The organism is Pilimelia columellifera subsp. columellifera, assembly GCF_039532605.1.
Taxonomy (GTDB): Bacteria; Actinomycetota; Actinomycetes; order Mycobacteriales; family Micromonosporaceae; genus Pilimelia; species Pilimelia columellifera.
In genome coordinates this window covers 67,439-91,615 of sequence record NZ_BAAARY010000008.1, presented here as the reverse complement: position 1 = coordinate 91,615, position 24,177 = coordinate 67,439, and the positions used below count along the sequence as shown (strand labels likewise).

Sequence of the window (24,177 nt, the reverse complement as noted above, 5' to 3'; positions counted from 1 at the left end):
AGGGTGTAATGTCATGGCTCGTGCGACTGAGCCGGCTGCCCGGCTGAGTTCCATTGGTGGCCCGGCGTGTTTATCCATATGTGGTCAGCAAAGGGCGAGAATCATCGCACAATGTCCGAGTGGCGGAATGGCAGACGCGCTAGCTTGAGGTGCTAGTGTCCTTTATCGGACGTGGGGGTTCAAGTCCCCCCTCGGACACCAGTTTGTGTCATCGGTGACACATCAAAGTGTATTACTTGGACACCTGTCGGGCGCGCTGACGTCCCCCGCAGGTGTCCCTCGACTCCCTCCCGGTGGTTGGGGTGGTCGGCATGAGGGCCGCTGCGGTGGCTCCGCTGATCCCACCCACGCGTGACCCTGATCGCCTTGCTGAGTGTGGTCCGCGCCGTGCGCCAGTACCTGCCGGGTTCCGCAAGATCCCCATGCCGCCGTTGCCGCCATCGCGTGAGCGGCGGTCGGTCTACGGGTTCACGGCGGTCAACGATCGGGGTCGGATCGCCGGGCAGGCGGTGATCGACGCGCTCGGCTGGCCGCCGGGGACGGCTGTGGCTGTCGCCGAGGCATCCGGGCTGATCGTCGTCACCGCCGATCCCGGTGGTGCCACTCGGGTGACCGCGCAGCGGCACATCCGGATACCGGCGGTGGTCCGCGCCTGGTGCGGGCTGGTCTCCGGCAGCTGGGCGCTGCTGGTGGCCGACCCCGACCACGGCCGGCTGGTGATCTATCCGCCGCCGGCGCTGGATGCGCTGATCAACCGCGTAGCCGCAGCGGCCTTTGGCGGTGACCCCTCATGAACGCAACGCCGAACGCGGGCCGGGCGCAGGTGGACGCGGCGTTGGTTTTGCTGGCAGGGCTCGGGCTCACGCCTGAGGACCTGGTCGCCAGCTCAGCGGTCGCGGGCAAGCCGGTGCCGACGTTCGCCGAGTACGTGCCGCAGGTGGTGGCGGCGACGAACCCTGGAAGTTTGAAGACGTACGGGTCCTACTGGAACAAGGTCGTGGACCAGTGGGGGAGTCGAGCGTTGACTGAGCCGACCCCGTTGGAGATCCAGGAGCTCGGAAAGCGGCTACGCGCCGCCCGGTTACGTCGACGCAACGGCAGGGGCGGAGCCAGCAGTGAGGAGAACTACGTCGCCGCGATGCGCTGCCTATACAAGCGGGCGGTCGCCGACGGGTACCTCACTGAGGCCCAGAACCCGGCCGCGAAAGTGACCAAACCCCGCCGGCAGCCCAGCACCCGCCGGGCGTTACCCGACGCACGGCTCGCGGAGATCAACAAGGTCGCGTCCACGACAGGAGACGACCCCGCGTTGGACAGTCTGCTGCTGCGGCTGCACACCGAGACCGCATGCCGGCGCGGGGGAGCCCTCGCCGTCCGCCGCTGCGACCTGGATCCCAAACAGTGCCTCATCCGCCTACACGAAAAGGGCGGCACCCAACGCTGGCAGCCGGTGTCACCGACGCTGATGCGCTCGCTGCTGGCCCACTGGAACGAGCGCGGCAACCTCGACGACCGCAGCACAGAGCAGCTGCTGCGCTACAAGGATCGCCGGCCGCTCACCTACCGGCGGTATGACCACATGTGGGTTCGCATCGGCCAGCACCTGGACTGGGTGGACATCCAGGGGATCTCCACGCACTGGCTCCGTCACACCATCATCACTTGGGTCGAACGCTCCTTCGGCTATGCCGTCGCGCGAGCATTCGCAGGCCACAGTCAAGAGTCCGGCGACGTCGGAGCGACCGCCACTTACATCAAAGCCGAACTACACGAGATCGCGGCAGCAGTCGCCGCCCTAACCGGAGAGCCACATCCGTTAGCTGAAAACTAACCTCGCGACACCTTCGCGCTGAACCGGCTGCCTCAGAAAACGAGGCAGCCGGTTCAGCGTCCATGAAGGAGGCATCCTGCTGCCTCACCTCCCTAACAACCCGCTGCGTGTGAATCTACGGCTCGCCGCGGAAGAGTAAGTACTACTAGCAGGCCCGGTAGCCGACATGACCATCTTGGCGGAGAGCTGCCAGCTGGCGAGTTCCTGCACGTCCCTCGGGAACCCCGATCGATCGCGACTCCGCCGCCGCTGTGAACGCCGCGAGGAAGCGTCGAGTGTCCCGTCCTCCCACTCAGACGCCCTGTCGCCCAAGACCGTGGGCAGAAAGGCGGCGAAGTCTGCGCGTGACGAAACAGGGTGTAGTCGGCACTCGTCTCGCGCCCAGTCTCGTAGTCCATATCATCTGATGCCACCCTCGCTAACCTGCATGGGGCCCAGGAACGTCTGGGCGCGCTCTGCGGCAGAAGAGGAGACGGCTCGGGGAGGGAGTGGCTCAGTCAGCTACGCATCCATCGCGATGGCTCAGGCAACGAAGCCGGTAGCGGCAGCTACACCGCGTCGGCTCGCAGCGGGTCGCGGTGCAGCGGTCCAAGTACGAGTACCGTTCACTATCAGAGCTTGATGGCGCCCATCTACTTTCCTCGTTGAATATCGGCAAGCATCTCTATTTCATGATCGATGCGTTCGGCGAGGTCACTGACGAGTATCTCCAGCGGCTCAAATGTGTTTTCGATTTCAGCAAAAGCCGCGAACAGGTGAAACTTATCGGTGATGACTTGCATGCCTTCGACGGCGTGCCGCAATCTGTCGAGATCGGCGGCTTGGTACGTCAGCTCGAGGGCGTGGAGTTGATGTGGCGAGTCCGGCAGCGCGTTCTCATGGACCTGTGCGAGGCGAATCACCAAGTCCCGGTCAAAGCCCGCGAGCATTTCGCTGACCCACTCGACGTCCTCGTCGACTTTGTTTAGTCGGCTTGTTAGATGCGCACGGAGCGCTTCGTTGAGGCTGATCCCGTCTAGACCGATATCGTGTCGAAGTTTCGCGGCTATCGTAACGGATGAAGGCACGCCGCCCTTGTCGCCGGGATCGTTGTAGCGATCCAATTGAGGTGAGGCCCTTGGCCCGATGGGGTCATTAATCGGGTAGCCGTCGCCTCGCTCGAATAGGGAGCAGGCGAGCTCAAAGTAGAGCAAACCCGCAGTGTGGACGGTATCCTCACGGAGACGGTCACGGTGATATAGTTCGTTCCGGTAGCCATGCAGCTTCTTGAGTACCTTGCCCTCGACACCTTCGATTCGGCCATTTTCGATAAGGTAGTCGACCTTGGCATCGAAATAGCGCTCTAGCTTCGACCGCTTCGTTCTTGAAACGATAAGCGCCTTCACCCTATCGTGCTGTCTGCGCGCTTCCGGGTCATCGATGTGCGGGAGGACCTCCTGCCAGCGCTTAAGTAGCCGCTCATACATCGGGTTGTGGAACAACAGTGCTTCGACGTTAACGGAACATCATGATCTCAGCCGCGTTGTCCAGCAGGACGAAGGCCAGACGGGCGTGAACCGCTGTCTCGCGCTCCAACAAGTCCTTCGCCTCCTGAAGTTGCACCGCCATCAACTCGACTCGCGGTACTTCTGGACGGATGCCTGGCCAACTCATGAGTTGCTCCCTGCTAGCTGCTTGGTTGTTCGTCGCGTCAAGAAAGGGTGGCGCGCGCATCGCTCATGCCGAGGCGCGGCCGGCCGACCCACCAACATCACACGGCGCTTCCGAGCCGCCATCCATAGGGGATATTAGGTGTGTCCCAGCACAGGACGACGCTGAAGGGGCCTCACCACTGCCGCTGAGCCCGTGATCTTCAGTCCTTTTCCGTGGACTCGCAGGCTTCGACATCATCACTCGCGGTGCCCATCCCGTCAGAACCCACGCCCGCGTGTCGGGCCGAAACACCGCCCACGGCACAGTCCCCGTGCGTAGTTGCAGGTCGAGCAGCGTGCGCGCAAGCTCGATGGAGCAGGCGTCCATCGAGCCAGACATCGGCCGAGGCGCTGTGCTACCGATCTTGGTCGGTGGTGGGACAGGATGTTGGCCTGAGCCGGCCCGCCTAGCGAGAGTTCCTGTGACGTATACCGAGAAGACCCTGAGGATCGTCTGGACCGAAGCGGCGGGGAGGTGCTGCATCTGCCGCGTGCTGGTGCTGACGCCCGGCACCGAGACTGACGACCCGTCGGTCTTTGGTGAACTGGCACACATCGTCGCCAGGAAGTCAGGCGGCCCCCGGGCCGGCGGTCTTGACCCGTCCAAGCTCGACAGCCACGAGAACCTCATGTTGCTGTGCAACAAGCATCACAAGCAGGTAGATGACCAGCCGAACCACTTCACCGTGGAGAAGCTCCACCAGATCAAACGTGACCATGCCATTTGGGTGGCTTCGCAAGACAGCGATGAACGGCCGACGAGGTTCATCCCGGATCCGGCGTACCCGGCACCTAGGCAGTTGCTGGTCATCTTCAATGGGAACCAGCTCTGGCCGATGGTCCAAGCGTGCGTAGCGACCAGCTACATCGTCCCCGACCAAATCCCGGCAGAGGACGAAGACCTGATGGTCGAGTTCTTGGACCTGGTGAAGGACTACGGCGACATCGCGGAGGACCTTCACTCGATCCGCGAACAACGTGACGCAGCCAAAGCCCTCGGCGAGTACATCAGCCAACTCGCGGAGCGACACTACTTCGTTGGCGCATACATGAGGCGGCTCCTGCTGACCGGCGGGGCGAAGAAGGAGTCGTCCCCGTGGCCGGAACTTCACATCGAGATCCAACCCGCCGACCAGGCCCAGATTATGGACAAGAACGGCAAGTCGATCGGTACTACGGTTGGAGCTGTGAACCGTGAGGTCGCGCGCCTGATGTTCTTGCGGTGGCTTGAGGACTATGGCTCGGAGCATCCGGGCGAGCCGGCGCCGCTGGCCAAGTTCTTCCAAGAGGGCCGACCTGCAGGACGCCAGGAAGCGATGTGGCGGGACCTCATCCGGAGCCTGCGCACTGAGGGCTTGATCCTTTGCTTCGAGAGTCTGGAGTTTTGGTCGAGCAGCGCCACCCTCACCGACAAGGGCCGAGTGGTGACGGGAACCCGTGATTTGGTCCGGGTCATGTGAGAGTCATCGATGTGTGGGTGCAGCCGGCAGCGTAGCTGGCCGGGGTTTTGTAGCCCAGGGCTGAGTGCCTGCGCTGTTGGTTGTACTCGTGTTTCCAGTCGCCGATGATGACCTGGGCGTGGGTCAGGGACCAGAAGATGTTGATGTTGAGGCATTCGTCGCGTAGGCGCCCGTTGAACGACTCGATGTATCCGTTGCGCCAGGGCTGGCCTGGGGGTATGTAGGTCAGGCCGACGCGCTGGCCGGCCCAGTCGGCCATGACGGCGGACACGAACTCTGGCCCGTTGTCCGAGCGCAGTGCTGTGGGGTAGCCGCGGGTGGCGGCGATGCGGTCGAGTTCGGTGGCGAGGGTGTCGGCGGTGATGGATCTGGCGACCAGCCCGCCGAGGCATTCGCGGGTGTGTTCGTCCACGATCGACACGATCTTCACTGGTCGGCCGTCGGTGGTCGAGTCGAACTGGAAGTCGACAGCCCACACCCGGTTCGGGGCGTCGGCGGTGACGGGCTCGATGGTGCTGTGACCGGCGCGTTTACGGCGTCGGCGTTGCGGCACCCGTAGGCCTTCATCACGCCACAGCCGTTGGATCTTCTTGTGGTTGACCATCCAGCCTTCACCTCGGGCGTCGTGGTAGGCCCGCCGGAACCCCCACCGGGGATGTTTGCCGGCCCAGGCGCGTAGCCAGGACCGCAGCCCGGCGTCCGGTTCCGCGACTGTGTCGGCGGCCCGCTGGTGGCGTTGGGTCGATCGGTGCTGCCCGACCACCCGGCAGGCCAACCGCTGCGAGATCCCCAGCACACGCTGCAGATGTTCCACCGCGGCCCGCCGGCGGGTCGGGCTCAGAGGTTTCCCTTCGCGACCTCCCGCAACGCCGCTTTCTCCAGCTCAGCCTCGGCCAGCAACCTTTTGAGCGTGGAGTTCTCCCGCTCCAGATCCTTGAGCCGCTTGGCGTCGTCGGCCTTCAGCCCACCGAACTGGTTGCGCCACCGGTAGTAGGTCTGCTCGGAAACCTGCAGCTGCCGGCACACCTCGGGGATGTCCTTGCCCTCGGCCAGGAGCCGATCGGCGGTCTGCAGCTTGCGCACAACCTGCTCAGGGGTGTGCCGCTTCCTGATAGCCATAGTCCTCAAGCCTTCCTGCCCGCATCAGCGGGCCGCAAGACTCCCACACCACCCGGACCAAAATCACGGGGTCAGGTCAACCCACCGCCGACGCATGAGTAACGGCCAGGCATCAACCGCCGCTGACGGGTTACTGACGAGCGGGCTTCGCCTTGAGCGGTCAGGCGGGTCGGCGCATAGTCCGCGGCAAGAGAGTGAGTTGATCAATCCCTATGCGACTGCGGATGTCTTCGTTGTGCCCATTTGACGCCTGCGTTGTGCCGGCGGTGATGGCGACCTGAATCGTAAACAGGCTCGCCGGTGAGGGAGTATCCGTCTCGGTGTCACCGCGAGGTCACGGACTTGGTCTATCGTTGTGGTGCACGCCAGGTCCAAGAGCGCTGGCCCTCTCGTTTGTCCTAGCGAGAATAGGGACCAAGCACACTGAACCTAGGAGCCGCCGCCTTGTGGAACCAGGTACCACTTGACGCCTCTCTATACCGCAGCCCGTCGCAGGTCACGCCGGCCAGGGTCATCGGAAAGCTCGAGTTCCTGCCTTTGAATGAACTGCCGTGGGAGGACTTCGAGCGCATCCAGTGGCGCATCCTGCGTGATGTGGAAGGGCTGCGCTACGCCCAAATCTACGGCGAGCGCGGTCAGGCACAAGAGGGCCTGGACGTCGTCGCGCTGGCGCCGGACGGCGGTGGTGTCGGCCTGCAGAGCAAGAAATACAAGCGCTTCGGCCCGGCTGACCTCAAAGCCGCCGTGAAGAAGTTCCGGGATACCGAGCGACCCTTCACGATCGACCGCCTGATTATCGGCGTGAGCATCGACGTCAAGAGCAAGACCGTGCCGCCGGTGCTGGCAGCACTCCGCAAGGATCTCCATCCTATCGAGCTGGACCTGTGGGACCGGCAGGAGCTGTCGCTTCTGCTTCGCACAAGCCCGAACATCGTCGTGGAGTTCTTCGGGGAGGAGACGGCTCGGGCATTCTGCCTCCCGTTCGAGTTGGAGTCCGTGGTGGTGCCGTCCGTGGAGACGGTCGCTATCCGAGAGGCTTTGGCGCGGACGCCGGAGGAGACGACCGGCGCGGCCGAACTGCTGCGGGAGGCGCGAGCGCTAACCAACGATCCTGTGCGGGCGCTGGCCCTGATCGAGGAGGCTCAGGGAAAGCTGCGCGCGACGCCGTTCGGCGCCTACGCTGCGCAGTACGACGTGGAGCGAGGCCGGCTACTCGCGCGTGTCGGCCGCGCCGACGAGGCGGCGCGCCAGTGCCTCGACGAGTTCTGGGCGGCACTCGATCTCGGGCTGACGTCCACCGCCGATGTCGCTCACCGGCGACTGCGCGAACTCGTACGTGCTGGTGCGGCACCGTGGTTCACGCAGGTGGCGGGCGCGGCGTCGAACCTCTACTTCAACCCGCTCGGTGCCGTGGCGGACGTCGCGGGTATCGGCGAGGACGTCGATAGGGCACGCCTCGCAGCCCTGGCAGGAGAGGTCGCCGTCGCCAATGACGACCTGGCCGCGCTCTCCTCGCTGAGCGAGACACTCGCGTCCGCGATCGAGAGCGACTTCCGTGACCCTGTCCTCCGGACGCGGCTGCGCATGCTCGCCGCCGAGGCGACAGGCGACTGGACGGCGATTCTCGCCGACGCACGAAAACTGAAGCTGGGGTACGACCTGCTCGCCCTGGTGACGGCTCGTTACGCACGGCACCGGGCGCTGAACCAGAAGTTTAAGGACGCCGAGGCGCTTTGGGACGACGCCACCGGCGACGCTTCCTTGGCGCGGCGCTGGACCGACGCTACGACCTGGACGATGAGCCGCCGGGCTTTCCGCGAGTACTGGAATCCCTTCACTTCGGACGAGGCGCTGCCGTTGCAGAAGGCGCTGCTTGAGCTCGGACCTGCGCCGCGAATACTCGCGATCGCCGAGTCGGCATACGAGTCAGCCCTCGATGCGCTGCGGGCCGACCAGTTGCGCTCGGCAGCGATCTTCGCCCAGCGAGCCCTAAGGGACGCCGTCTCGGCTGGTGATTGGGAGGGCGAACGCGAGGCGAGGCGGGTCCTGGCGGCCGCGCTGGCGAAGGCGGACGAACCCGGCCTCGCGGCGGGACACCTCGCGCGGGCGGGTGCCGTCAAGGAGATCAAGGAGCTGGGCAGACAGTTCGCCGACAGGTTCATCGACGTCACGCCGGAGCTGTCGGCGCCGAACTATTGGACGGTCGGCACCGCGTTCCGGCTGATCGAGCAGCAAGCCGACCTGGTGCCCGACGACGTGGTCGAGGTGATCTCCGAGCGGATCCTGATCGAGATCGCCGGTGCCGAGGCGAACGAACTGCCCGACATCCGCATGCTCGCGGTGTCGCGCTACAACGGAGCGATCGGCGCGCTAGCCGGCCTCGCTCACCGGCTCACGCCCGACCGCGCTGAGAAGGCGCTCGCGCACTTCGAGCAGCAGCCGCTCTTGGACGGCGAGCATTACCGGTTCCATGACCAGAACGAGGCCGTCGCGGTAGCCCGCATCGCCCTAGCGAGGCCGGAATTCGCGGAACGTGCCTGTACGCACCTGGTGAAGCTGCTCGCACGGTCGCAATCCGCGCGCAAACAGGTCGCGCAGCAAGCCGTGGACAGGTTCCTCGACGTCACGCGGCCGCTCCTCGCAGCGCTCGCGGCGAACGGCAACCACTGGGCGCGGGAGACGCTGGCGTTTCACGACACCGAAAGCGTGCCGCCGGAGCAAGCCGCGGCGGCCTTGGCCAGGCTCACGACCCCGCTCGTCCACAAACCCGGTGTCTTCACCGAGGGGACCAGCGCCGTCGGGGATTCGCTTCTCGTGCTGGGTCTGCCGGGCGATCGGCTCGACCCCGCCGTGTCGGAACTGCTGCGAAGGGCGGACGACAAACACGTCGGCGCCGCCGATCGGGGGGACTACCTCATCGCGGCCGCCAATCTCGCCCCGCAGCTATCCGCGGCGGATCGTAGCGAGCATTTCGCGGCGGCGATTCACGGTGCCTCGGCACCGCGGTCGTCGCTGCACGACGAGTGGGAGCAGAGGTTCTCTCACCGCCTCGGCGGCATGCGGGTGGTCCGGAACGACATGGACAGCCGCGAGCGGGCGCTCTTTCTCGCCGCGTGCCTGGCCGGCACCGATGGGCAGCGGGCGGTGGTGCGCGACCAGGCATACGAGCTGCTCGTTGACGCCAGCGAGTCCGGCTACTGGGTCACACGAGCACTCCAGCAGCTGGGCGACGCCATGCGCGAGGACGTCGGCTATCTGCTGACCCAGGGGTGGGCGCTGAGGTCGTTCGCCGCGATTCTCTGGGCGAGGCACGGGACGCCGGTTCAGACCGGGATGCGGCTTGCAACCGATTCCGACGTCAGGGTCCGGCGGACCTTGGCCGAGGCGCTCAGCGGTACGGAGCCGGACGAGGTCCGGCGGCCCGTTCGTGATCGTCTCGCCCAAGACCCAAGCTACAGCGTGCGAAGCGTGCTGGCCTGACATGCGGGACGAGCGCTCGGACTCGACGTCAACGCCCAGGCGAGCGAGTAGGAGCCAACAACCGGAGAGCAGCTGCGACGTTGCGTCGCGATCGAATCGCGGCAGTTGAGTGCCTGCCGAAGTACCACCAGTCCTAAATCTGCAATCTGCACTTGTACGCTGTATGGATGGCCATAGAACAGAGTGTTCCAGTACTTCGAACGGCGGTCCGATCAATTGATCAGGAGCTCGCCGCATTTGACACGGAGCTGCAGCAATACCGAAATAGGCCAAAGGACGGCAGCCCGTACCTGGCGGATGAGGCTGAATGGAACGGGTCTGACAATGTCGTTAGCGCGGCTCGTCGGGAGATACATTCGGAAGGGCTACACCACCTGGCTCTGATGGTGGAGAACGTCAAAGACCACCTCGTGGCACTGCGGGCGGTACTCGACGTAGGCGATAAAGCCGCACGGACGCCACTCTATGCCCATATGACTATCGGCCGCGTTGCCTACGAGGCTGCCGCCAAGATCGCGTATCTCCTGGACCCGAAACTGGATAGTCGCCAACGTCTACTCCGGGCGGCCATCATCGCCCGCGAGGACGCGATCAATGGCGCCAAAGCAGCGAGGACAGTCCCAGATCGCCTGTTGCACATTGCAAAGCCCGGTATCGACGCAGCCATGAAGCGTGTCCAAGATCTTTCCGATCGTCTCAGCCGAGCGGAAGTCAGTGAGCTAACCGGTAAGGACCAAAAAACGGTTGCGTATCTGGGAATCAACGGGGGCGTCCAGCAGCCAGTAAGTGTCAAGAATGCCAACTTGGTCGCGGACGCCTTTCCCGAAAAGGCCGGACTGTACCAATACGGTTCTGGAGTAACCCACAGCTGGCGGTGGATGCTCGGCGATGCCGAGGTGGGCGATGGCCTACTGGGCCCAGATCTTCTTGGCATTGGTGCGCTTGTGCAGACTTGCGTCAAGGCAGCTGGCATCGTGTCTACTGCCTACGCGACGTATTTCGGGTACAACTCGGAGGAATCCGATTCACGGCGTCGATTGCGAGTACGGGCGCTGGAGGTTTGGATGGAAGAGCACGTCCAGCAACAGGGCTTCCGGTGGGAGCGCTAATTTCTTGAGAAATATGGGTGGCCGCATAGCATAAGCAATCCGGACCCAAACTTCAACACTATGTTAGGTGGCCGAACCACCGCCAGGAGCCGGCATCGGCATCGGCATCGATTACCCAGATGCAGACTGATCAGCCGACCGCCCGCACCGTCGGCGGCAGTTGAGGGCGTTCGTTGGGGCGGGGTCGCCCGCGGGCCGCCGATCTTGTCATGATGGCTGCCATGTCGGTCATCTTCGTGCTGTCGCTTGCTGGTCTAGCCATCATCGACAGCACCAGCATCGGGACGCTATTCATCCCGGTTTGGTTACTACTCACCCCCGGCGGCATACAGGTCAGGCGCTTACTGGCCTACCTGGGGACGATCACGGCGTTCTACTTCGTCGTGGGTATGGTCCTCGTCGCCGGTGGCCCCCGCATCGCATCCGCCCTTGAGGTCCTGTGGACGCACCGGCTGTTGCTGATCGGCCAGCTCGTGGTCGGTGGTGCCCTGTTCGTGTTGAGCTTCTGGGTGGAGAAGCGCAAGGCCGCCGCGACCGCCCGCATCCTGCGGTGGCGGGACCGAGCCGTGACCGGCGCCGCCGCCGGGCCGGGTGGCCTCACTGGCTTGGCTCTACTGGCGGCCCTGGCTGAGGTAGCGACCATGCTGCCCTACCTGGGCGCGATCGGGCTGATCTCCACAGCCGACCTGCCGAACTGGTCCACCCTGATCCTGGTGGGCGGATACTGCGTGGTGATGATCCTGCCGGCGCTGGCGCTCTACTCGCTGCGTACCGCGGGCTTCGCCCGGATCGACAGGATTTTGGAACGCCTCAACACCTGGGTCGTGACCAAGGGCAGCGGCCTGTTGGGCTGGCTACTGGCCATAGCCGGGTTCCTGGTCGCCCGAGACGCCGCCGCCCGCCTATGGTTCCCCCAGCTCCTGTAGCGCTTCGCCTACGGCGATCCTGCTCGTCAGCAGATTTCGGCGCCAATCACCCTACAGTCGGCGTTGGCCAGCCATCACCACAGGTCCCGGACCCCACTCGCGGCCCGCGACGATGCGATGCGCTGAGCACTCTGCGGCAGGAGCGGACGTCCGCCGAGCGGGACAGTCGGCACCCTTTCGGTTTAGGTCCGCTCCTTTTCCTTGCTGTTCTACAGTTAACACATGTCGCCATCTATTACCGCTCAGCTCCGTCGCTACAACTTCCCGGCTGGTGCGATGCCAAACGGGCAAGACATGAGCTTTACCATGAGCGACTTGGCCCGGGCGCTATTCGTTACAGGCAGAGCCCCGGGCGATCGTTGGCGCTACGGGATGTCCTCGGTTCATGAGTTTCTGCATCGTACATCGCTCATGAGGGCGTACCTTCGCCGAACCTATAGGGGAACACTTGCTCGATCACGTCTTGCGCTTGAGCTAGATCGGTCGGAAAAGGTTGGGCTTTCGTATGCCTTGGGTCAGGCCGTAACCGGCATTCTTTGCACGGATGTCCTTAGAGCCGATTTTCTAATGCACGTGGATAGATACCAGAATCACTGGTCAATACAGTTTGGCCAGACTCGTCGACGCTCTGATCTCTTCGGCTTGACGCCATCGGGTTATCTGGTTGCCGAAGCTAAGGGGCGCTCTCGCAGTATGGAGAGTTCGATAATCCAAACCCTCCAAGCACAAAAGCGGTCCGTGCTTTCCATCGCTGGGCAGCCTCCGTACCTCGCCCTTGGGTGCGTTGCGTCGTTCCCAAATACGGTGGACCTTGAGGTTGACGCTTTTGATCCTGAAGAGATGGAACCCGAAGGGGTTCATTTAGAAATCAATGAGGACATGATGTTTCAGGCATTCTATGCGCCATACGCCCGAGCCGTAGAATTTGCATCTCACAGTCTCGATGGCCAGGAAGTGGTCTTGTCGGGCGATCTGTCCAATGGCACTCAGGTTCGACTACATAAAGCCATCTACTTGCGTACGACAGAGGCTGACGATGGTCGGATAGAGGGGATGGCAGAGGACATCCGGGACATCCATGCAGCGATTCAAACGCAGGAACTAGGACTGCGACCTGATGGCACGGCACTTGTGGCCGATTGGGTCAAAGAGCTATCGCTATCGGATTGGGAGGGCTGACCCAATCGTGGCCTTTTGTCTACTCGCATCGGCACGCGAGATCGCACTCAATTCGGCACGAGCGCGCATCCCACCGGTTGTCGGCTGCCTGTGGGACAACAACAGAGAGTGAGGGCCGGGCCTGAGCCTAGGCGCCGTCAGGTAGTCGCTCGCGCGCGAATGTCGAGAAACGGCCGCTTCTAACAACCTCTGGCGTTCGTGTTCGCGGACGTCATCATGCAAGTCCGCGCGTTGTCGGTGTCAACATGGGACACGTGAGTCATGAGACTGGTCGTTCGACCTACGCCGACCCTCGCGGTGTGCGGACGCGGGACGACTTCGCCACGTTCCTCGATGAGGTCTCAGCTGACCTCCGCGGCTCCGGTGCCGCGGAGTGGGAGAACGGAACGCTGGAGCGCTTCCTGGACGCTTTCGCTGCGGTGGCCGGGGCCTGCACCGTGGACCCGCCGGGGCAGGTGCAGGAGCGGCCGTCCTGGGCGCTGTTCGCTGAGCTGGTGAGGGCCGCGACCTACTACGAGTAGGGCCTTCCAGGTGCTGATTCTTGTCAGCGGGTCGTCGCGGCAGGGGCCAGTAGGGGATGGTGTTCGCCGGTGAGGGCTGCCAGGGCGGTGGTGATCTCGTACAGGTCGGCGCGAATGTAGGTGGTGGTCGAGCCGTGGGTGGTGTGGTCGTCGTGGCCGGCGTAGGCGCGGGCGACTCCGTAACCGAAGTGGCGCTCGACCCAGGTGAGGGTGGTGTGGCGTAGCCAGTGGGTGCTGATCTGTTGGGCAGCGACCCACGGGAGGTGTTGGCCGACTCGGTTCCACAGATGGTCGTAGCGGCGGGCGGTGAGCGGGCGCCCGTTGCGGTATCGCAGCAGTGCCCCGGTTTGGTCTGTGTCTCCGCGCTGGTTGCTGTGGTGGCGCAGCGCTCGCAGCAGGGTAGGGGATACCGGCTGCCAGCGGTCGGTGGCTCCCTTCTCCCGCAGCCGGACGAGGCACTGCTGGTGGTCGAGGTCGCAAGGGCGTAGCGCGAGGGCCCCACCGCGGCGGCAGGCGGTCTCCAGGTGCAGGCGTAGCAGCAGACTGTCCAGGTCGGGGTCGTTGCCGGTGGTGCAGACGATGGTGTTGATGTCGGCGAGTTGGCTGTCGAGCAGCGCCCGGCGGGCGTTGGTGCGTCGGCGGGGTTTGGGTACCCGGATGGCCGGGTTGGCTCGTACGGAGATGAGGCCGTCGGCGACGGCGTGACGGTAGAGGCAGCGTAGGGCGGCGATCATGTGTTCGGCGGCGTGGTGGCCGCCGCGGGCGTTGCGTCGCACGACCACGGTGTTGCGGGTGTGTTCGGCGAGCTGTTTGACCTCGAGCGCGGTGGCTTCGTCGAGGCGACGCTGTCCCCAGGCATCGCGTACGCGGTTCCAGTAGGGACCGTAGACCCGTACGGTTCCAACTGTCACCGCGGTCGACACGCGAGCGATGTAGGCGTCGAAGGTGGGGACGTCAACGCCGGCTGGTGCTGCGGTGAGGTCTTCGACGGTGACGCCGAGGCGGTCCAGCAGCAGTCGGGCAGCATCAACCTCAGCGGCGGAGGTGTTGTTCATGGCGGTTCTCCTGTGTAGGGCGGCCGGCGGGGGGCTCTGAGCTGATGGTCTGGTGGTAGGTCGCGGTCATCGCGGCCACCGCACGCGGGGTGTAGATGGTCAGCAGCGCGGCTTGGTGGTGCGCAGCCATCAACAGTCGATCGCCAGCCCGAAGGCGGCAGAGATGTCGGGTGGCAGCCGGCAGGCGGAGGTGACCTTGGCGTGAGATCGCTTCCAAACCGCCGGCGGTGACCAACAGGATGCCCGCGTCGGCCATCGCGGTAATGGTGATCCTGGCGTCAGGCGCCCAGCCCAATACGCGTAGCGGGCTGCGGTCGGCAAGCCGACCGCGGTCGTTCATGACGGTGCTCACATGCTCTACGAGCTGGGGCGTCTGCGTTGTGGGAGTCAACAGCGGCAGCGCGACCAGGGCCCGAGGTTGAATCAGTTTGTCAGCGTCGGCGTCAGCGGCGGCGATCCCGGCAGCGTGCAGCAGCCCCCGCAGAGCTCGGTTCTCGGGATCAGGCGTGTGTTGACTGACCAATCGCCCCACTGCGTCCTTGTGCGGGGTCATCGGTCCTCACCGCCGGGGGTCGTAGTGGTGCTGCGTAGCCACCTCACGACCTCCGTCGGGTCGTACCGGCGGTGCTTTCCGACCTTGTAGCGGGTCGGGCCGGTGCCGGTGGTGCAGAGGTGGTGCAGCGTCCATGCGGAGATGTGCAGGAACGCGGCGGTTTCGTCATGCGTCCACAACCGCTGAACTGTCATATCCACAGCCCGTCCTCCTCTGCTGGCCTGGCGATCTGTTAGATCAACACCAGGAGCACTAGAGTGCGGATTCGACAGTTGCCTGTCAACACGACAGTGGCTAAGTTGTCAATATGGCAGATCGACCCGGTGCACGTGGCCGTCAAGCGGCAATGAATCGGGCATCCGACCTGATCGCAGCCACGATCAAGCGGTTACGTGCCGCTCGTGGGATGACGGTCAAGGACTTGGCGGCCCGCTGCGAGCAGCTCGGTGGTGTCGAGTTGACAGCCAACGTCTTGACCAACGTCGAGGTCCGCCGTCGCGATGTCGGCGTGGAGGAGTTGCTCATCCTCGCCCTCGCCCTGGACGTGCCCCCGTTCTACCTGCTGACCCCGCCGCCGGACTTCGGCGATCTGCAGGTCACATCGACCGTGGCCGTCGCGCCGGAGATCGCCGGTCGGTGGATCGTGGGGCGGCAGCCGCTGCCGCAGTCCAGCCCGGGCCTGTACGAGGCAGCAGCGGCAGAGCACAGCGGCTCGGTACCAGCCACCGGTGACGCTGGCGCGGTAGTGGCGTTGCAGCGGCAGGCTGCTGGGCTCCTCGCGCAGTACGAGGACGAGGCGCAGGCGTTCATCACCAACGTGCGCGGCCAGGTCCGCAGCCTGGTCGACGGGTTACAACAATCTGTGCGCGAGGGCATGTCCCCGGAGGAAATCCAGCAAGTGCTGGCCTCTGTTCGCAGTCAGGTCCCCGAGCCCACCGACGTCGACGCATAGGCTCGCCGGATTGGGTGCCATCGGCGTTGCTGCTGCTTGGGTGCGGTGGTTAGCCTTGCCCGCATGTGCCGGTATGCCCAGACCTTCTACAGGGTTCACTACGTGTGCGTACCGTGCCGGCGCAGCAGCAAGCAGCCTTGGGACGGGGTGGTACATCGGTGTACGCGGTGCCGTGCACCGATGGTGTTCGCCGGCCACGACTTCGCCGCACCTCGGCGCCGGAATAGTTCCGCCTGGGCCGCCGTCGCAGCGGTGCTCGCGGCTGGCCTGCGATACGACGGGTTCGAGATGTGCAGCTGCGGGCGTGAGCCGAAGTTCCGGCCGCGTACAAGGGCGCAGGTGCGTCAGCGGCGGCGGCTGGCGACTCGTCGTGGCGTCACGGTTGCGGACATGCTGGCCGCCCGCGACCCCTATGGTGCTGACTGAGCATTCTCGACGGTTTTGGGCAGCCGTCTCCTACGCCGTGATTGCACGCGCTCCGGGCCTCCAATGCGGGAGGGATGCGGATACGCTGCCCGCCATGCCGTACGTGCCGGATCTTGATGTGCTGTTGACCGCTGGGTACCGGGTCGAGCGTGACGGGGTCGTCTATGTTGTCGAGCCTACGAGCTTGGGTCGGTGGTGCTGCCGACGGGCAAGGTCGTGGGATGTGACCCGCTGGTTCCGCACGCCACGCCGTTCGTTGATTCTGTGGTGCCTGGCCGGTATCAGCTGCGTGCCTGGGTGGCGGTGTTGCACAAGGATGGCTCCGAATGGCAGCGCCGGATTACTGCCCTGCAGTTGGTGATCGCGGACGAGCGGGCCGCATCTTGGACGATGGCGCTGCTCCCCGACCAGGACGTGACCTCGCTCGACGAGGACGACTTCTTCGGCTACGGGGTCGATTCCGGTACCGGGACGCTGGCCGACCAGGTCGCGCTCGAAGCGTTGAGCGACTGGGAGTACGAGCAGGTGGAGGATGTGTTCATCCCGGCGCAGATCCCGGATGACCCGATCGAGGCAGTTATCGCCGCGGTCGTCGAGGAGTCGACCGGAGCTAACGTGTACGTCGTCGGTTCAGGGTGGGGCGACGGCGTGTACGCGACCTACGTGGGCCGTACCGGAGACGGACGCATTGCCAGCTTCGTAACCGACTTCCAGGTCGCGCCGGTTGGATAACCGGCAGACGGGAGCGAGATCCGCTTCCGCCGTCAGCGCGTTGGTCGGCTCCGGTCGACGACCGCGGCGTCGGGGACCTGGTCGTTGACGAGCAGGTCAACCAGCTCGTCGAGCATCTTTTCGAGATCGCCTTCATCGGCAAGCTCATAGTGCTTGTTGAACATTGTGTCGTCGCGCGTGCGGATGCTCGACATCTCTGCTTCGCCGGTACTCCAGATGGCGAGGTCGACCAGCCACGATGCGGACTCCATCTCGGCCCCAGCGACTGGCTTGCCGTAGTTCGGCTGGGCTGGGCGCAGCTGCCAACGTCCGCCCAGGCGTAACCATGATTCAGTTCGGCTTGCCAGCGCGGTGGCGAGGGCATCGAGTGGGAACGTCATCACCGGACTATCGCAGCTCCGACCGGCCCGGCGAACCAGCGACTGACCTTGCCGGGACGACCAACGGGTCGGTCGTCACGACCGACTCGGGAAGTCCGTGGCGGTTCTGACTCTTCGATGCGATGATCGGCGACTGGGTCGTTAGCTCAATGGCAGAGCATCCGACTGAGTAGCACGTCCGCTCGCCGCCTCTGGCGGTCATGGGCGCGCTTCCTTCTTCTCCTTGTGGATCGGAAGGTTCGGGGTTCGATTCCTCGGCGACCCACCATGCTGCGAGGTTGCACCCTGGCAGCCCGCTGTGTCGACTGGGTTGGGGGACCGGATGCTCGAGAAGCTGATCATCCAGAAGACGCTGCGTGTGCCGGCCGGCGCTGGTCCGGCTGGCGATGGGTCGGCGGTGGCTCGGCAGCTGGACGCGGCGCTGCTCGATGTGGGCTTCTCGGCGTCACGTGCGCTGTTGGACCACATTGGCGCCCTGGCTTCCGGGCCGGCGATGGATGTGGCCGCAACGGTGGTGGCGGCGGTGCGGGAGCTGGTAGGTGACCACGTCGCGCACAATGCCTACTTCATCGGGTTCCCACACGACGTGCCGGACACGGTCGAGTTCTGGACCGATCGTCTACGGGCAGCGGTGCTCACCGGCGGCGGGACCGCGTCCGACGCGCAGCTGCGCGACATCGCCGCCGCTGGCGGGGTGAATCTTCTTGACCTGCCGGAGTACGGGACCTATCAGCACACCTACGCGGAGCTGCTGGCAGCGCATGACGCTTTGATCGCGGCGGCCGGTGATCGGGTGACCGTGCTGCATCTCGGCGATGCCGTCGAGGTGGAGGCCGGACGGCTCTACCTAGCCCTGGCGGGGAGTACGACGCCGCTCGGCGAAGCAGATCTTGGGCTACTTCATGAACTCGCGGTGGCTTGCGCGGACAGGCCGCAGCCCACCGAGATCCCAGTACGCGAGAACCGTTCGGTTCTTAACGGGGTTCGGCTGACCCTTGGCCGGCCGCTGCTCGGTGTGGACACGGTGACCGATGTGTTGCGCCTGGCCTGCCAGGTCTCCGGCGGAGATCCGTCACTGGCGGCGCCCACACGTTTTCGTGCCTTCGGCCGTCCGCAGCGGCGGGCGCTGCTGGCCTCGCTCGACCGGGTCGTCGGCGCGAACCCGGCCAAGCTTGCCGACGTTGCCCGCTATGCGGAGCGGTGGAAACGGCTCGGCGAGCGGCTTCATCCGCACGAGTACCCGCAGTGGCCTCACGCGCAGGAGGTGTTCGCGGTGGCACGCGGCGAGCGTCGGGTACCCGGCTTCGCTGGTCGGGCGGAGGCTGCGTTGCGGGCGGGGAACGTCGCTTCGGCGGCGTCGGTGCTGTCGAACGCGCCCGGTCTACTGCTGCGATCCGCGGACCGGCTGCTGCGGCTGGCGCCTGTGGACGAGCAGGCCGCCGTCGTCAAGGCAGTCACCGGTGCGCTCAGCTCGGCGTCGGGTCGGGTGCTCCTATCGCTGCGGGAGCATGTCGGCAACCGGCTGACGCCCGCATCTGCCCGGATGTACGCGAGTCGCTCGCGTAATTCATGGGTCGGTCCCGACGATCGGCCACCACTACCAGCCGAGCTGGTTGCGGAGATGTCGTCTCTGCTGGATGCGGAGATCAGCGCACGCATGACGCCGCCGCAGCGACCTTTGCTGGTCGACCCCGCTGTGCTCGACGTCGCGCTGCCGCTGTCTGGCAAGGCGACCGAAGGCGGCTTCGCGGTGCTGCCTCGCGGTTCACGGGCATCGGTCTCCGGTGACCTGCTGCGCTTTTTCACGTACTGGCGTCAGAAGGCCCGTAGAACCGATTACGACCTGTCGGCGCTGCTGCTCGATGACGAGTTCCACCACGTCGGTCAGGTGTCGTGGACGAACTACCGCCACGAAGGAGTGGTGTATTCCGGTGACATCACTGAGGCGGCGGACGGCGCGACCGAGTTCATCGATGTCCCCCTGTCGCTGCCCGGGCACTATGTGGTTCCGCAGGTCAACATCTACTCCGGCGAGTCGTTCGACGAGGTCGCCGAGTCGATGTTCGGCTACCAGACCCGCGCCCAGGACCAGCAGGGTGCCCCGTTCGACGCACGGACCGTCCGGGCGCGTTCTGACCTGCGCGGTCCAGGCCGGGTTGCGTTGCCGGTGGTGTTCGTCAAGGGCGAGGGCGGCTGGGAGGCGGTGTGGCTGCACCTCTACCTGACTGGCACACCGTCGTTCAATCGCGTCGAAGCGAACACGGTCACCACGGCTGACCGCGTACGGGCGCTGATGGAGCGGCGCTACCTCACCATGGCCTACCTGATCGACCGTTGGCGTGGACAGACTGAGGTGACGATGTGGGACGGCGAGGTGCCAGACGAGCCGGTCACGTACATCGGCATCGAGGCGCCCGACGGCCTGCCAGAGGGATCGGCGACCTATACACTCAATCGGCTCACTGAGCTGATACCAGGTTGACGGCGAAAGCCGAGGCCATGCGGGCGCTTCCTCCCACATTCCCGTTCGATTCGGGAACCTCCGCGAAAGCGGAGGATCCGGTGCATATCAGCACCCGCGCTTTCCTCGGCTCCACGCTCGCAAGCCGCCATGAGGCGCCCTGTGACAGTGCCCTACCCGCCGGAACCAACCCAGTTCGGTCCCGCGTTGGCAGCGCATATGGGTGGACGGGATCACAGCCAGGTTGGGAGCATGGCGGGGATGACTTCTGACTCTCTGTTGCAGGCGATGGCGTCGCTGCGGGGCCTAGCCGTTGGCGACGCGTTGGGTTCGCAGTTCTTCGTCCCGGACAACCGGCCGCACTTCGATGAGCGGACGCTGCCGCCGGGGCGGTGGCAGTGGACTGACGACACCGAGATGGCCTGCTCGGTGATCCATGTCCTGAACACGCATGGTCGGATCGACCAGGACGTGTTGGCGGCGAGTTTCGCTGCCAGGCATGACTTCGACCGCGGGTACGGCCCTGCGGCGAATCGGCTGTTGCGCCTGGTCCGTGAGGGTGGCGATTGGCGGCAGTTGGCTGGTGCCCTGTTCGAGGGGCAGGGTTCGTACGGCAACGGCGCTGCGATGCGGGTGGCGCCGTTGGGCGCCTGGTACGCCGGCGATCTTGACGCGGCGGCAGAGCAGGCTGGCCTGTCGTCGCTGGTGACGCACACCCATCCGGAAGCGGTCGCTGGTGCGGTGGCGGTAGCGGTGGCCGCTGCGCTGGTCGCCGGCGGTGACGATCCGGCGGATCCGGTCGAGTTCCTGGCCGCGGTGGCTGATCGGACGCCCGCTGGATCCGTGCACGCCGGTATCCGGACGGCGGCAGCGATTCCCAACGAGACCGATCCGCGTCAGGCGGGTCGGGTGTTGGGGAACGGGTCTGCGGTCAGCGCCGTCGACACGGTGCCGTTCACGCTGTGGGTGGCCGCCCACCACCGTGATGACTTCACCCGGGCGTTCTGGGCCACGGCGGCTGCCGGCGGCGATATCGACACCACCTGCGCGATCGTCGGTGGGATCCTCGCCGCGCGTGGCGGCCCTCACCGGCCGCCGAAGGCGTGGTGGGAGCAGACCGAGTCCCTGCCCCGCTGGGCCGGTCGTCGCGCCTGGCCGATCACCATGCCCCGACCGATCCCGGCGCCGCAGCGCGTCTACAGCGACGAGCAGTGGCAGCAGATGCAGTCCGGCTACACCGCCCGCGGCATGGACGAGAAGTGGGACCTGCACGTTCGTGACGGGTGGCTGTACGCGCATCGGTCCTGGACCGGTAACGGCATGTACGCCGCCAGATTCGTCCGCGACGAGCGCGGCTGGTCGATCGCAGAGCTGCACGTCGAACGCAACCAGGACCTGTACCGAGCCGACGACGACGCCCACGACACCAGACTGTTGGAGACGATCGTCGACGCCCACCTGCTTGGCCTCGGCTGGAACAGCACCCCGCGATGATTGATCTGGCCGTCATCCTCCTGGTCGACCGGGCCGGTCGGCTGTTGCTGCAGCTACGCGACGAACACGCCCCGAACCATCCGGGCATCTGGTGCCTACCTGGCGGTCACTGCGAACCAGGCGAGCCCCCGGCGACCGCCGCTGTGCGGGAACTGTGGGAGGAGACCCGTCTCGTCGCCGACGACGGCCTGCACTTCCACACCCGCCAGGAGCTGCCCGACCTGTGCCGGGTCAAGCACTACTTCTACGGGAGCACCAGCGCACAGCCGCAGGATGTCGTCGTCGGGGAAGGCGCCGACATTCTCTTCCTCCCGCCAGCCGAGGTGCTCGACGGTCGGCCGCTGACCCCCGGCACCGCCGAGACCATCGCCGGGTTCCTCGAATCACCCGCCTACCGCCACTTGTCCGACGGGACTCTCGCCCCGTATGCCGGCGACGAGGACTACCCGGACTGGGCGTACCTCGGCGACAGGTACGTCTGCGACCTGGCCGACCCGCACCGCACCTGCCACCGCCGCGCCAACCTGCTGCGCCGCCAAGGCAACGCCGCCACACTGCGGGCGTTGGTCGACGACGGGCACCGCTGCGCGTTCGTCCAACTCATGCGCCTGTTTGTGGAGGAAGATCGGGTCGACGAGCTGCGCGCGATCGCCTTAGCCGGTGACGGTCGGGCCGAGTTCACCCTCTACGAGTACCTCACCCGCCACCACCATGGCGAAACCCTGACCGCCGCGCTACGCGCCGAGACCGCGCACGAGCTGCCCCGGGCACCGATCTGGCTGGCCGAACACCTGGCCGACGCCGGCCACACCGACGAGGCGCTGGCCGCGTTGACCCTCGTCGCCGCCGACTCCTGGCATGCGCAGGAGGCACAGTCGGCGCAGTACCGCATCCGCAACATGCGGTGGACCGTGTGGCGGCAGGACGACAACGGCAACCGCTACACCGCGTCCATCCACACCACCAAACCCTCCGCCGACACCGCGGCGGCCGTGTTGGAAACGCGCGGCCACAAACAGACCTACGGCGTCCGGCCCACCCGCAGGGGCGACGCCCCAGGCACACCGCTCACAGCCGACGACGATCAGTGACGCTCCGCGGCGCGATCGGTTCGCCGACTACGCGACGTCCCCACTCGAACTGCAGCGGCTGATTGCCGCCGCCGTCGGTGGTTCGTCACGGGGTCGAGTCCGCCCACTGCGCGGCTGTGATGAGCGTTCCGTCAAGTAGCAGCGTGGCGATCGTCGTCTTCTCCGCCCGGCTCAACGACTCGGGAATCCGGTCGAACGTCGGTGGCCACACGTCGAGGAGCGAGAACACCTGCTGGACGTCGCGCATCTGCAGCAGCAGGGCACAACGCCAGTGCGGGGAGTATTCAGGGCGGCGTGTCAGGCGATGCACCAGGACTGGGTGCAGGTAGTGCGCGGCGGACAGGGCTGCGTACTCGGCGAGCCAGCCGGACCCGTGGTGGCGGTTGTAACGACGACTGCGCGCCTCGTCGTCCAGGGCCAGCAACTCGTCGGATGTGACGGCCTTCACCGTGCGCGGTACCTGCACAGACATGTGGCCATGCTGCCACGCCTCAGTTGTTCCTCCGCTTGGCATGCGCTGACAGGTAGCAGTCGCTTCTACGGGAGGTCGGTGCTCGGCGGTCCGACCAGTTCGACTTGGTACCCGTCAGCGTCAGCCAGATAGCCGGCATAAATGTCGGGACCGCCTGCGTGTGGATGCCGGTCGGGGAACAACAACGCCCAGCCGTTCTCCGGCGCTGCGGACACGATGTCATCGAGCTCGGCGCGGCTGGTGACGTGGAAGGCGAGATGGTTCAGACCCGGCCGGCAGCGGTCGTGCACCTGGGCGGTCAATGCCGGGGACTGCTCGAACACCAGGTAGGTGGCGCCGAATTCCTAGCAGACGCCGCCGGTCCAGTCCCGGATGCGTATGTAACCGAGTCTGGGTGAGGCGGGGTTCGGGGTGGCGCGGGCGTTCCTGTCCGACCGGTACAACCGCATCGAGAACCTCGATGTGCTCCTGGCCGCCCTCGACGGTATCCGCGCCTCCGGCGCTGCCGGTCAGGCGGCGCGGGTCGTCGGCGGGGACCTGTCGGAGCGGCGCATGTACCTGCGGGTCACCTCCCCGGAGGTCCAGGTGCTGGCCCCGAAGCTTCTAGAAAACTATCGGTCGCCGTTCGACGGGCGCCGCGGTGCGGACCTGCCGGTGATCTCGGGCGGGTTCATCATCTCCAACAGCGAGACCGGCTGCGGGGCGTTCTTCGTCGCGCCGTGGTTGCAGTTCGAGGTCTGCCGCAACGGCCTGGTCGTCAAGCAGAATCAGCTGCGCCGCGCGCACCTCGGCGCGCAGTTGACCGACGAGGACGGGGTGATCGAGGCGTCCCCAGAGACGCAGCGCAAGAACTTGGAGCTGATCACTGCCAAGACAACCGACGCTGTCCGCAGCTTCTTGGACGTCGACTACGTCACCCGCATCGTCCGCGAACTCGAAGCCGAGGCCGGGGTGGAGATCCGAGACCCGGACACGACGATCAAGCTGGTCGGACAGAAGCTGCGCTACTCCGAGGAGCAGCAGCACGACATCCTGAACCACTTCATCCGCGGCGGCGACCCGAGCGCCGGCGGGATCATGCACGCGGTGACCTCCGTCGCCCAGACGTTGACCGACGCGGACTCGGCGTTCGAACTGGAGTCCACTGCGATCGGCGCGATGCGCCTGGCCGCCGCCACCGCCTGACCCACCGGTACGGATCCTTACCCGTCCGGCCCGGCCGCCATCGGGCGGCTGGCCGCATTA

The 24,177-nt window shown here is 65.6% G+C and carries 21 protein-coding genes, 2 tRNA genes and 1 pseudogene; 16 read left to right on the top strand and 8 right to left on the bottom strand.

Going from position 1 to position 24,177, the window contains the following annotated elements; translation table 11 throughout:
- Window positions 1–113 precede the first annotated feature (113 nt).
- The 3 genes from ABD287_RS10770 (at window position 114) to ABD287_RS10760 (ending at window position 1,831) form a co-directional block, all read left to right on the top strand.
- Window positions 114–201, top strand: a tRNA-Leu gene (locus ABD287_RS10770).
- A 308-nt stretch (window positions 202–509) separates the two neighbouring features.
- Window positions 510–794, top strand: coding sequence for an AbrB/MazE/SpoVT family DNA-binding domain-containing protein (locus ABD287_RS10765; RefSeq protein ID WP_344171823.1), 285 nt, complete (start codon window positions 510–512; stop codon window positions 792–794).
- Window positions 791–1,831 carry a tyrosine-type recombinase/integrase gene (locus tag ABD287_RS10760; protein ID WP_344171821.1) on the top strand — a complete coding sequence of 347 codons (1,041 nt, stop codon included), beginning with the start codon at window positions 791–793 and terminating at the stop codon, window positions 1,829–1,831. Before ABD287_RS10765 ends, ABD287_RS10760 begins: the two co-directional genes overlap by 4 nt.
- Before the next feature lie 632 nt (window positions 1,832–2,463).
- Here ABD287_RS10760 and ABD287_RS10755 read toward each other — a convergent pair.
- Window positions 2,464–3,312, bottom strand: a complete 849-nt coding sequence (locus ABD287_RS10755; RefSeq protein WP_344171819.1) for a hypothetical protein — start codon at window positions 3,310–3,312, stop codon at window positions 2,464–2,466.
- A gap of 632 nt (window positions 3,313–3,944) precedes the next feature.
- On the opposite strand from ABD287_RS10755, the gene ABD287_RS10750 reads away from it, so the two are divergent.
- On the top strand, window positions 3,945–4,982 hold the full coding sequence (locus ABD287_RS10750; RefSeq protein ID WP_344171817.1) for an HNH endonuclease: 1,038 nt from the start codon (window positions 3,945–3,947) through the stop codon (window positions 4,980–4,982).
- Here ABD287_RS10750 and ABD287_RS10745 read toward each other — a convergent pair.
- A protein-coding gene (locus tag ABD287_RS10745) for an IS3 family transposase (RefSeq protein WP_425565589.1) occupies window positions 4,975–6,101 on the bottom strand; the annotation gives its coding sequence in 2 pieces (ribosomal slippage) (window positions 4,975–5,837 and window positions 5,837–6,101; 1,128 coding nt in all). The two genes, ABD287_RS10750 and ABD287_RS10745, sit on opposite strands and share 8 nt — an antisense overlap.
- Before the next feature lie 444 nt (window positions 6,102–6,545).
- On the opposite strand from ABD287_RS10745, the gene ABD287_RS10740 reads away from it, so the two are divergent.
- The 5 genes from ABD287_RS10740 (at window position 6,546) to ABD287_RS10720 (ending at window position 13,316) form a co-directional block, all read left to right on the top strand.
- The gene (locus ABD287_RS10740) at window positions 6,546–9,581 is read left to right on the top strand and encodes a hypothetical protein (RefSeq protein ID WP_344171815.1); all 3,036 of its coding nucleotides are present in this window, start codon (window positions 6,546–6,548) and stop codon (window positions 9,579–9,581) included.
- A 167-nt stretch (window positions 9,582–9,748) separates the two neighbouring features.
- Window positions 9,749–10,690 carry a hypothetical protein gene (locus ABD287_RS10735; RefSeq protein ID WP_344171813.1) on the top strand — a complete coding sequence of 314 codons (942 nt, stop codon included), beginning with the start codon at window positions 9,749–9,751 and terminating at the stop codon, window positions 10,688–10,690.
- A gap of 221 nt (window positions 10,691–10,911) precedes the next feature.
- Complete coding sequence (locus tag ABD287_RS10730; protein ID WP_344171811.1) at window positions 10,912–11,616, top strand: GAP family protein; 705 nt, start codon at window positions 10,912–10,914, stop codon at window positions 11,614–11,616.
- An 804-nt stretch (window positions 11,617–12,420) separates the two neighbouring features.
- Window positions 12,421–12,795 carry a hypothetical protein gene (locus ABD287_RS10725; protein ID WP_344171809.1) on the top strand — a complete coding sequence of 125 codons (375 nt, stop codon included), beginning with the start codon at window positions 12,421–12,423 and terminating at the stop codon, window positions 12,793–12,795.
- Between the two features lie 299 nt (window positions 12,796–13,094).
- Complete coding sequence (locus ABD287_RS10720) at window positions 13,095–13,316, top strand: DUF7660 family protein (RefSeq protein ID WP_344171807.1); 222 nt, start codon at window positions 13,095–13,097, stop codon at window positions 13,314–13,316.
- Between the two features lie 23 nt (window positions 13,317–13,339).
- Here ABD287_RS10720 and ABD287_RS10715 read toward each other — a convergent pair whose 3' ends face one another.
- From ABD287_RS10715 to ABD287_RS10705, 3 genes are read right to left on the bottom strand one after another with little or no spacing between them, the layout of a single operon-like run.
- The gene (locus tag ABD287_RS10715; protein ID WP_344171805.1) at window positions 13,340–14,371 is read right to left on the bottom strand and encodes a tyrosine-type recombinase/integrase; all 1,032 of its coding nucleotides are present in this window, start codon (window positions 14,369–14,371) and stop codon (window positions 13,340–13,342) included.
- The gene (locus ABD287_RS10710) at window positions 14,349–14,924 is read right to left on the bottom strand and encodes a hypothetical protein (RefSeq protein ID WP_344171803.1); all 576 of its coding nucleotides are present in this window, start codon (window positions 14,922–14,924) and stop codon (window positions 14,349–14,351) included. Before ABD287_RS10710 ends, ABD287_RS10715 begins: the two co-directional genes overlap by 23 nt.
- A complete protein-coding gene (locus ABD287_RS10705) occupies window positions 14,921–15,118 on the bottom strand; it encodes a helix-turn-helix domain-containing protein (protein ID WP_344171923.1) in 198 nt (65 codons plus the stop codon). Before ABD287_RS10705 ends, ABD287_RS10710 begins: the two co-directional genes overlap by 4 nt.
- A gap of 113 nt (window positions 15,119–15,231) precedes the next feature.
- On the opposite strand from ABD287_RS10705, the gene ABD287_RS10700 reads away from it, so the two are divergent.
- On the top strand, window positions 15,232–15,876 hold the full coding sequence (locus ABD287_RS10700; protein WP_344171801.1) for a helix-turn-helix domain-containing protein: 645 nt from the start codon (window positions 15,232–15,234) through the stop codon (window positions 15,874–15,876).
- 618 nt (window positions 15,877–16,494) lie between these two features.
- Window positions 16,495–17,034, top strand: coding sequence for a DUF4241 domain-containing protein (locus ABD287_RS10695; protein WP_344171799.1), 540 nt, complete (start codon window positions 16,495–16,497; stop codon window positions 17,032–17,034).
- Between the two features lie 32 nt (window positions 17,035–17,066).
- On the opposite strand, the gene ABD287_RS10690 is transcribed toward ABD287_RS10695, so the two are convergent.
- Window positions 17,067–17,414 carry a hypothetical protein gene (locus ABD287_RS10690; RefSeq protein WP_344171797.1) on the bottom strand — a complete coding sequence of 116 codons (348 nt, stop codon included), beginning with the start codon at window positions 17,412–17,414 and terminating at the stop codon, window positions 17,067–17,069.
- A gap of 135 nt (window positions 17,415–17,549) precedes the next feature.
- Here ABD287_RS10690 and ABD287_RS10685 point away from each other — a divergent pair.
- The 4 genes and pseudogenes from ABD287_RS10685 to ABD287_RS10670 all read left to right on the top strand — a co-directional run bounded on the left by ABD287_RS10685 (window position 17,550) and on the right by ABD287_RS10670 (window position 22,460).
- Window positions 17,550–17,682, top strand: a tRNA-OTHER gene (locus tag ABD287_RS10685).
- 54 nt (window positions 17,683–17,736) lie between these two features.
- The gene (locus ABD287_RS10680; RefSeq protein WP_344171795.1) at window positions 17,737–19,896 is read left to right on the top strand and encodes a TerD family protein; all 2,160 of its coding nucleotides are present in this window, start codon (window positions 17,737–17,739) and stop codon (window positions 19,894–19,896) included.
- Window positions 19,897–20,127: 231 nt separating this feature from the next.
- A pseudogene (locus ABD287_RS10675) lies at window positions 20,128–21,012 on the top strand (ADP-ribosylglycohydrolase family protein); the annotation flags it as partial.
- 353 nt (window positions 21,013–21,365) lie between these two features.
- The gene (locus tag ABD287_RS10670) at window positions 21,366–22,460 is read left to right on the top strand and encodes an NUDIX domain-containing protein (RefSeq protein WP_344171791.1); all 1,095 of its coding nucleotides are present in this window, start codon (window positions 21,366–21,368) and stop codon (window positions 22,458–22,460) included.
- An 85-nt stretch (window positions 22,461–22,545) separates the two neighbouring features.
- On the opposite strand, the gene ABD287_RS10665 is transcribed toward ABD287_RS10670, so the two are convergent.
- Complete coding sequence (locus tag ABD287_RS10665; protein WP_344171789.1) at window positions 22,546–22,932, bottom strand: hypothetical protein; 387 nt, start codon at window positions 22,930–22,932, stop codon at window positions 22,546–22,548.
- A 65-nt stretch (window positions 22,933–22,997) separates the two neighbouring features.
- Window positions 22,998–23,255: a VOC family protein gene (locus ABD287_RS10660; RefSeq protein ID WP_344171787.1), complete on the bottom strand. Its 258-nt coding sequence runs from the start codon at window positions 23,253–23,255 to the stop codon at window positions 22,998–23,000.
- A gap of 88 nt (window positions 23,256–23,343) precedes the next feature.
- On the opposite strand from ABD287_RS10660, the gene ABD287_RS10655 reads away from it, so the two are divergent.
- Complete coding sequence (locus ABD287_RS10655) at window positions 23,344–24,117, top strand: DUF932 domain-containing protein (protein ID WP_344171785.1); 774 nt, start codon at window positions 23,344–23,346, stop codon at window positions 24,115–24,117.
- Window positions 24,118–24,177 lie beyond the last annotated feature (60 nt).

Coding starts and splice junctions, on each gene's coding strand:
- ABD287_RS10760 (WP_344171821.1), top strand. CDS start 791: ATGAACGCAACGCCGAACGCGGGCCGGGCGCAGGTGGACGCGGCGTTG.
- ABD287_RS10735 (WP_344171813.1), top strand. CDS start 9,749: ATGGCCATAGAACAGAGTGTTCCAGTACTTCGAACGGCGGTCCGATCA.
- ABD287_RS10730 (WP_344171811.1), top strand. CDS start 10,912: ATGTCGGTCATCTTCGTGCTGTCGCTTGCTGGTCTAGCCATCATCGAC.
- ABD287_RS10715 (WP_344171805.1), bottom strand. CDS start 14,371: ATGAACAACACCTCCGCCGCTGAGGTTGATGCTGCCCGACTGCTGCTG.
- ABD287_RS10710 (WP_344171803.1), bottom strand. CDS start 14,924: ATGACCCCGCACAAGGACGCAGTGGGGCGATTGGTCAGTCAACACACG.
- ABD287_RS10705 (WP_344171923.1), bottom strand. CDS start 15,118: ATGACAGTTCAGCGGTTGTGGACGCATGACGAAACCGCCGCGTTCCTG.
- ABD287_RS10700 (WP_344171801.1), top strand. CDS start 15,232: ATGGCAGATCGACCCGGTGCACGTGGCCGTCAAGCGGCAATGAATCGG.
- ABD287_RS10690 (WP_344171797.1), bottom strand. CDS start 17,414: ATGACGTTCCCACTCGATGCCCTCGCCACCGCGCTGGCAAGCCGAACT.
- ABD287_RS10680 (WP_344171795.1), top strand. CDS start 17,737: ATGCTCGAGAAGCTGATCATCCAGAAGACGCTGCGTGTGCCGGCCGGC.
- ABD287_RS10670 (WP_344171791.1), top strand. CDS start 21,366: ATGATTGATCTGGCCGTCATCCTCCTGGTCGACCGGGCCGGTCGGCTG.
- ABD287_RS10665 (WP_344171789.1), bottom strand. CDS start 22,932: ATGTCTGTGCAGGTACCGCGCACGGTGAAGGCCGTCACATCCGACGAG.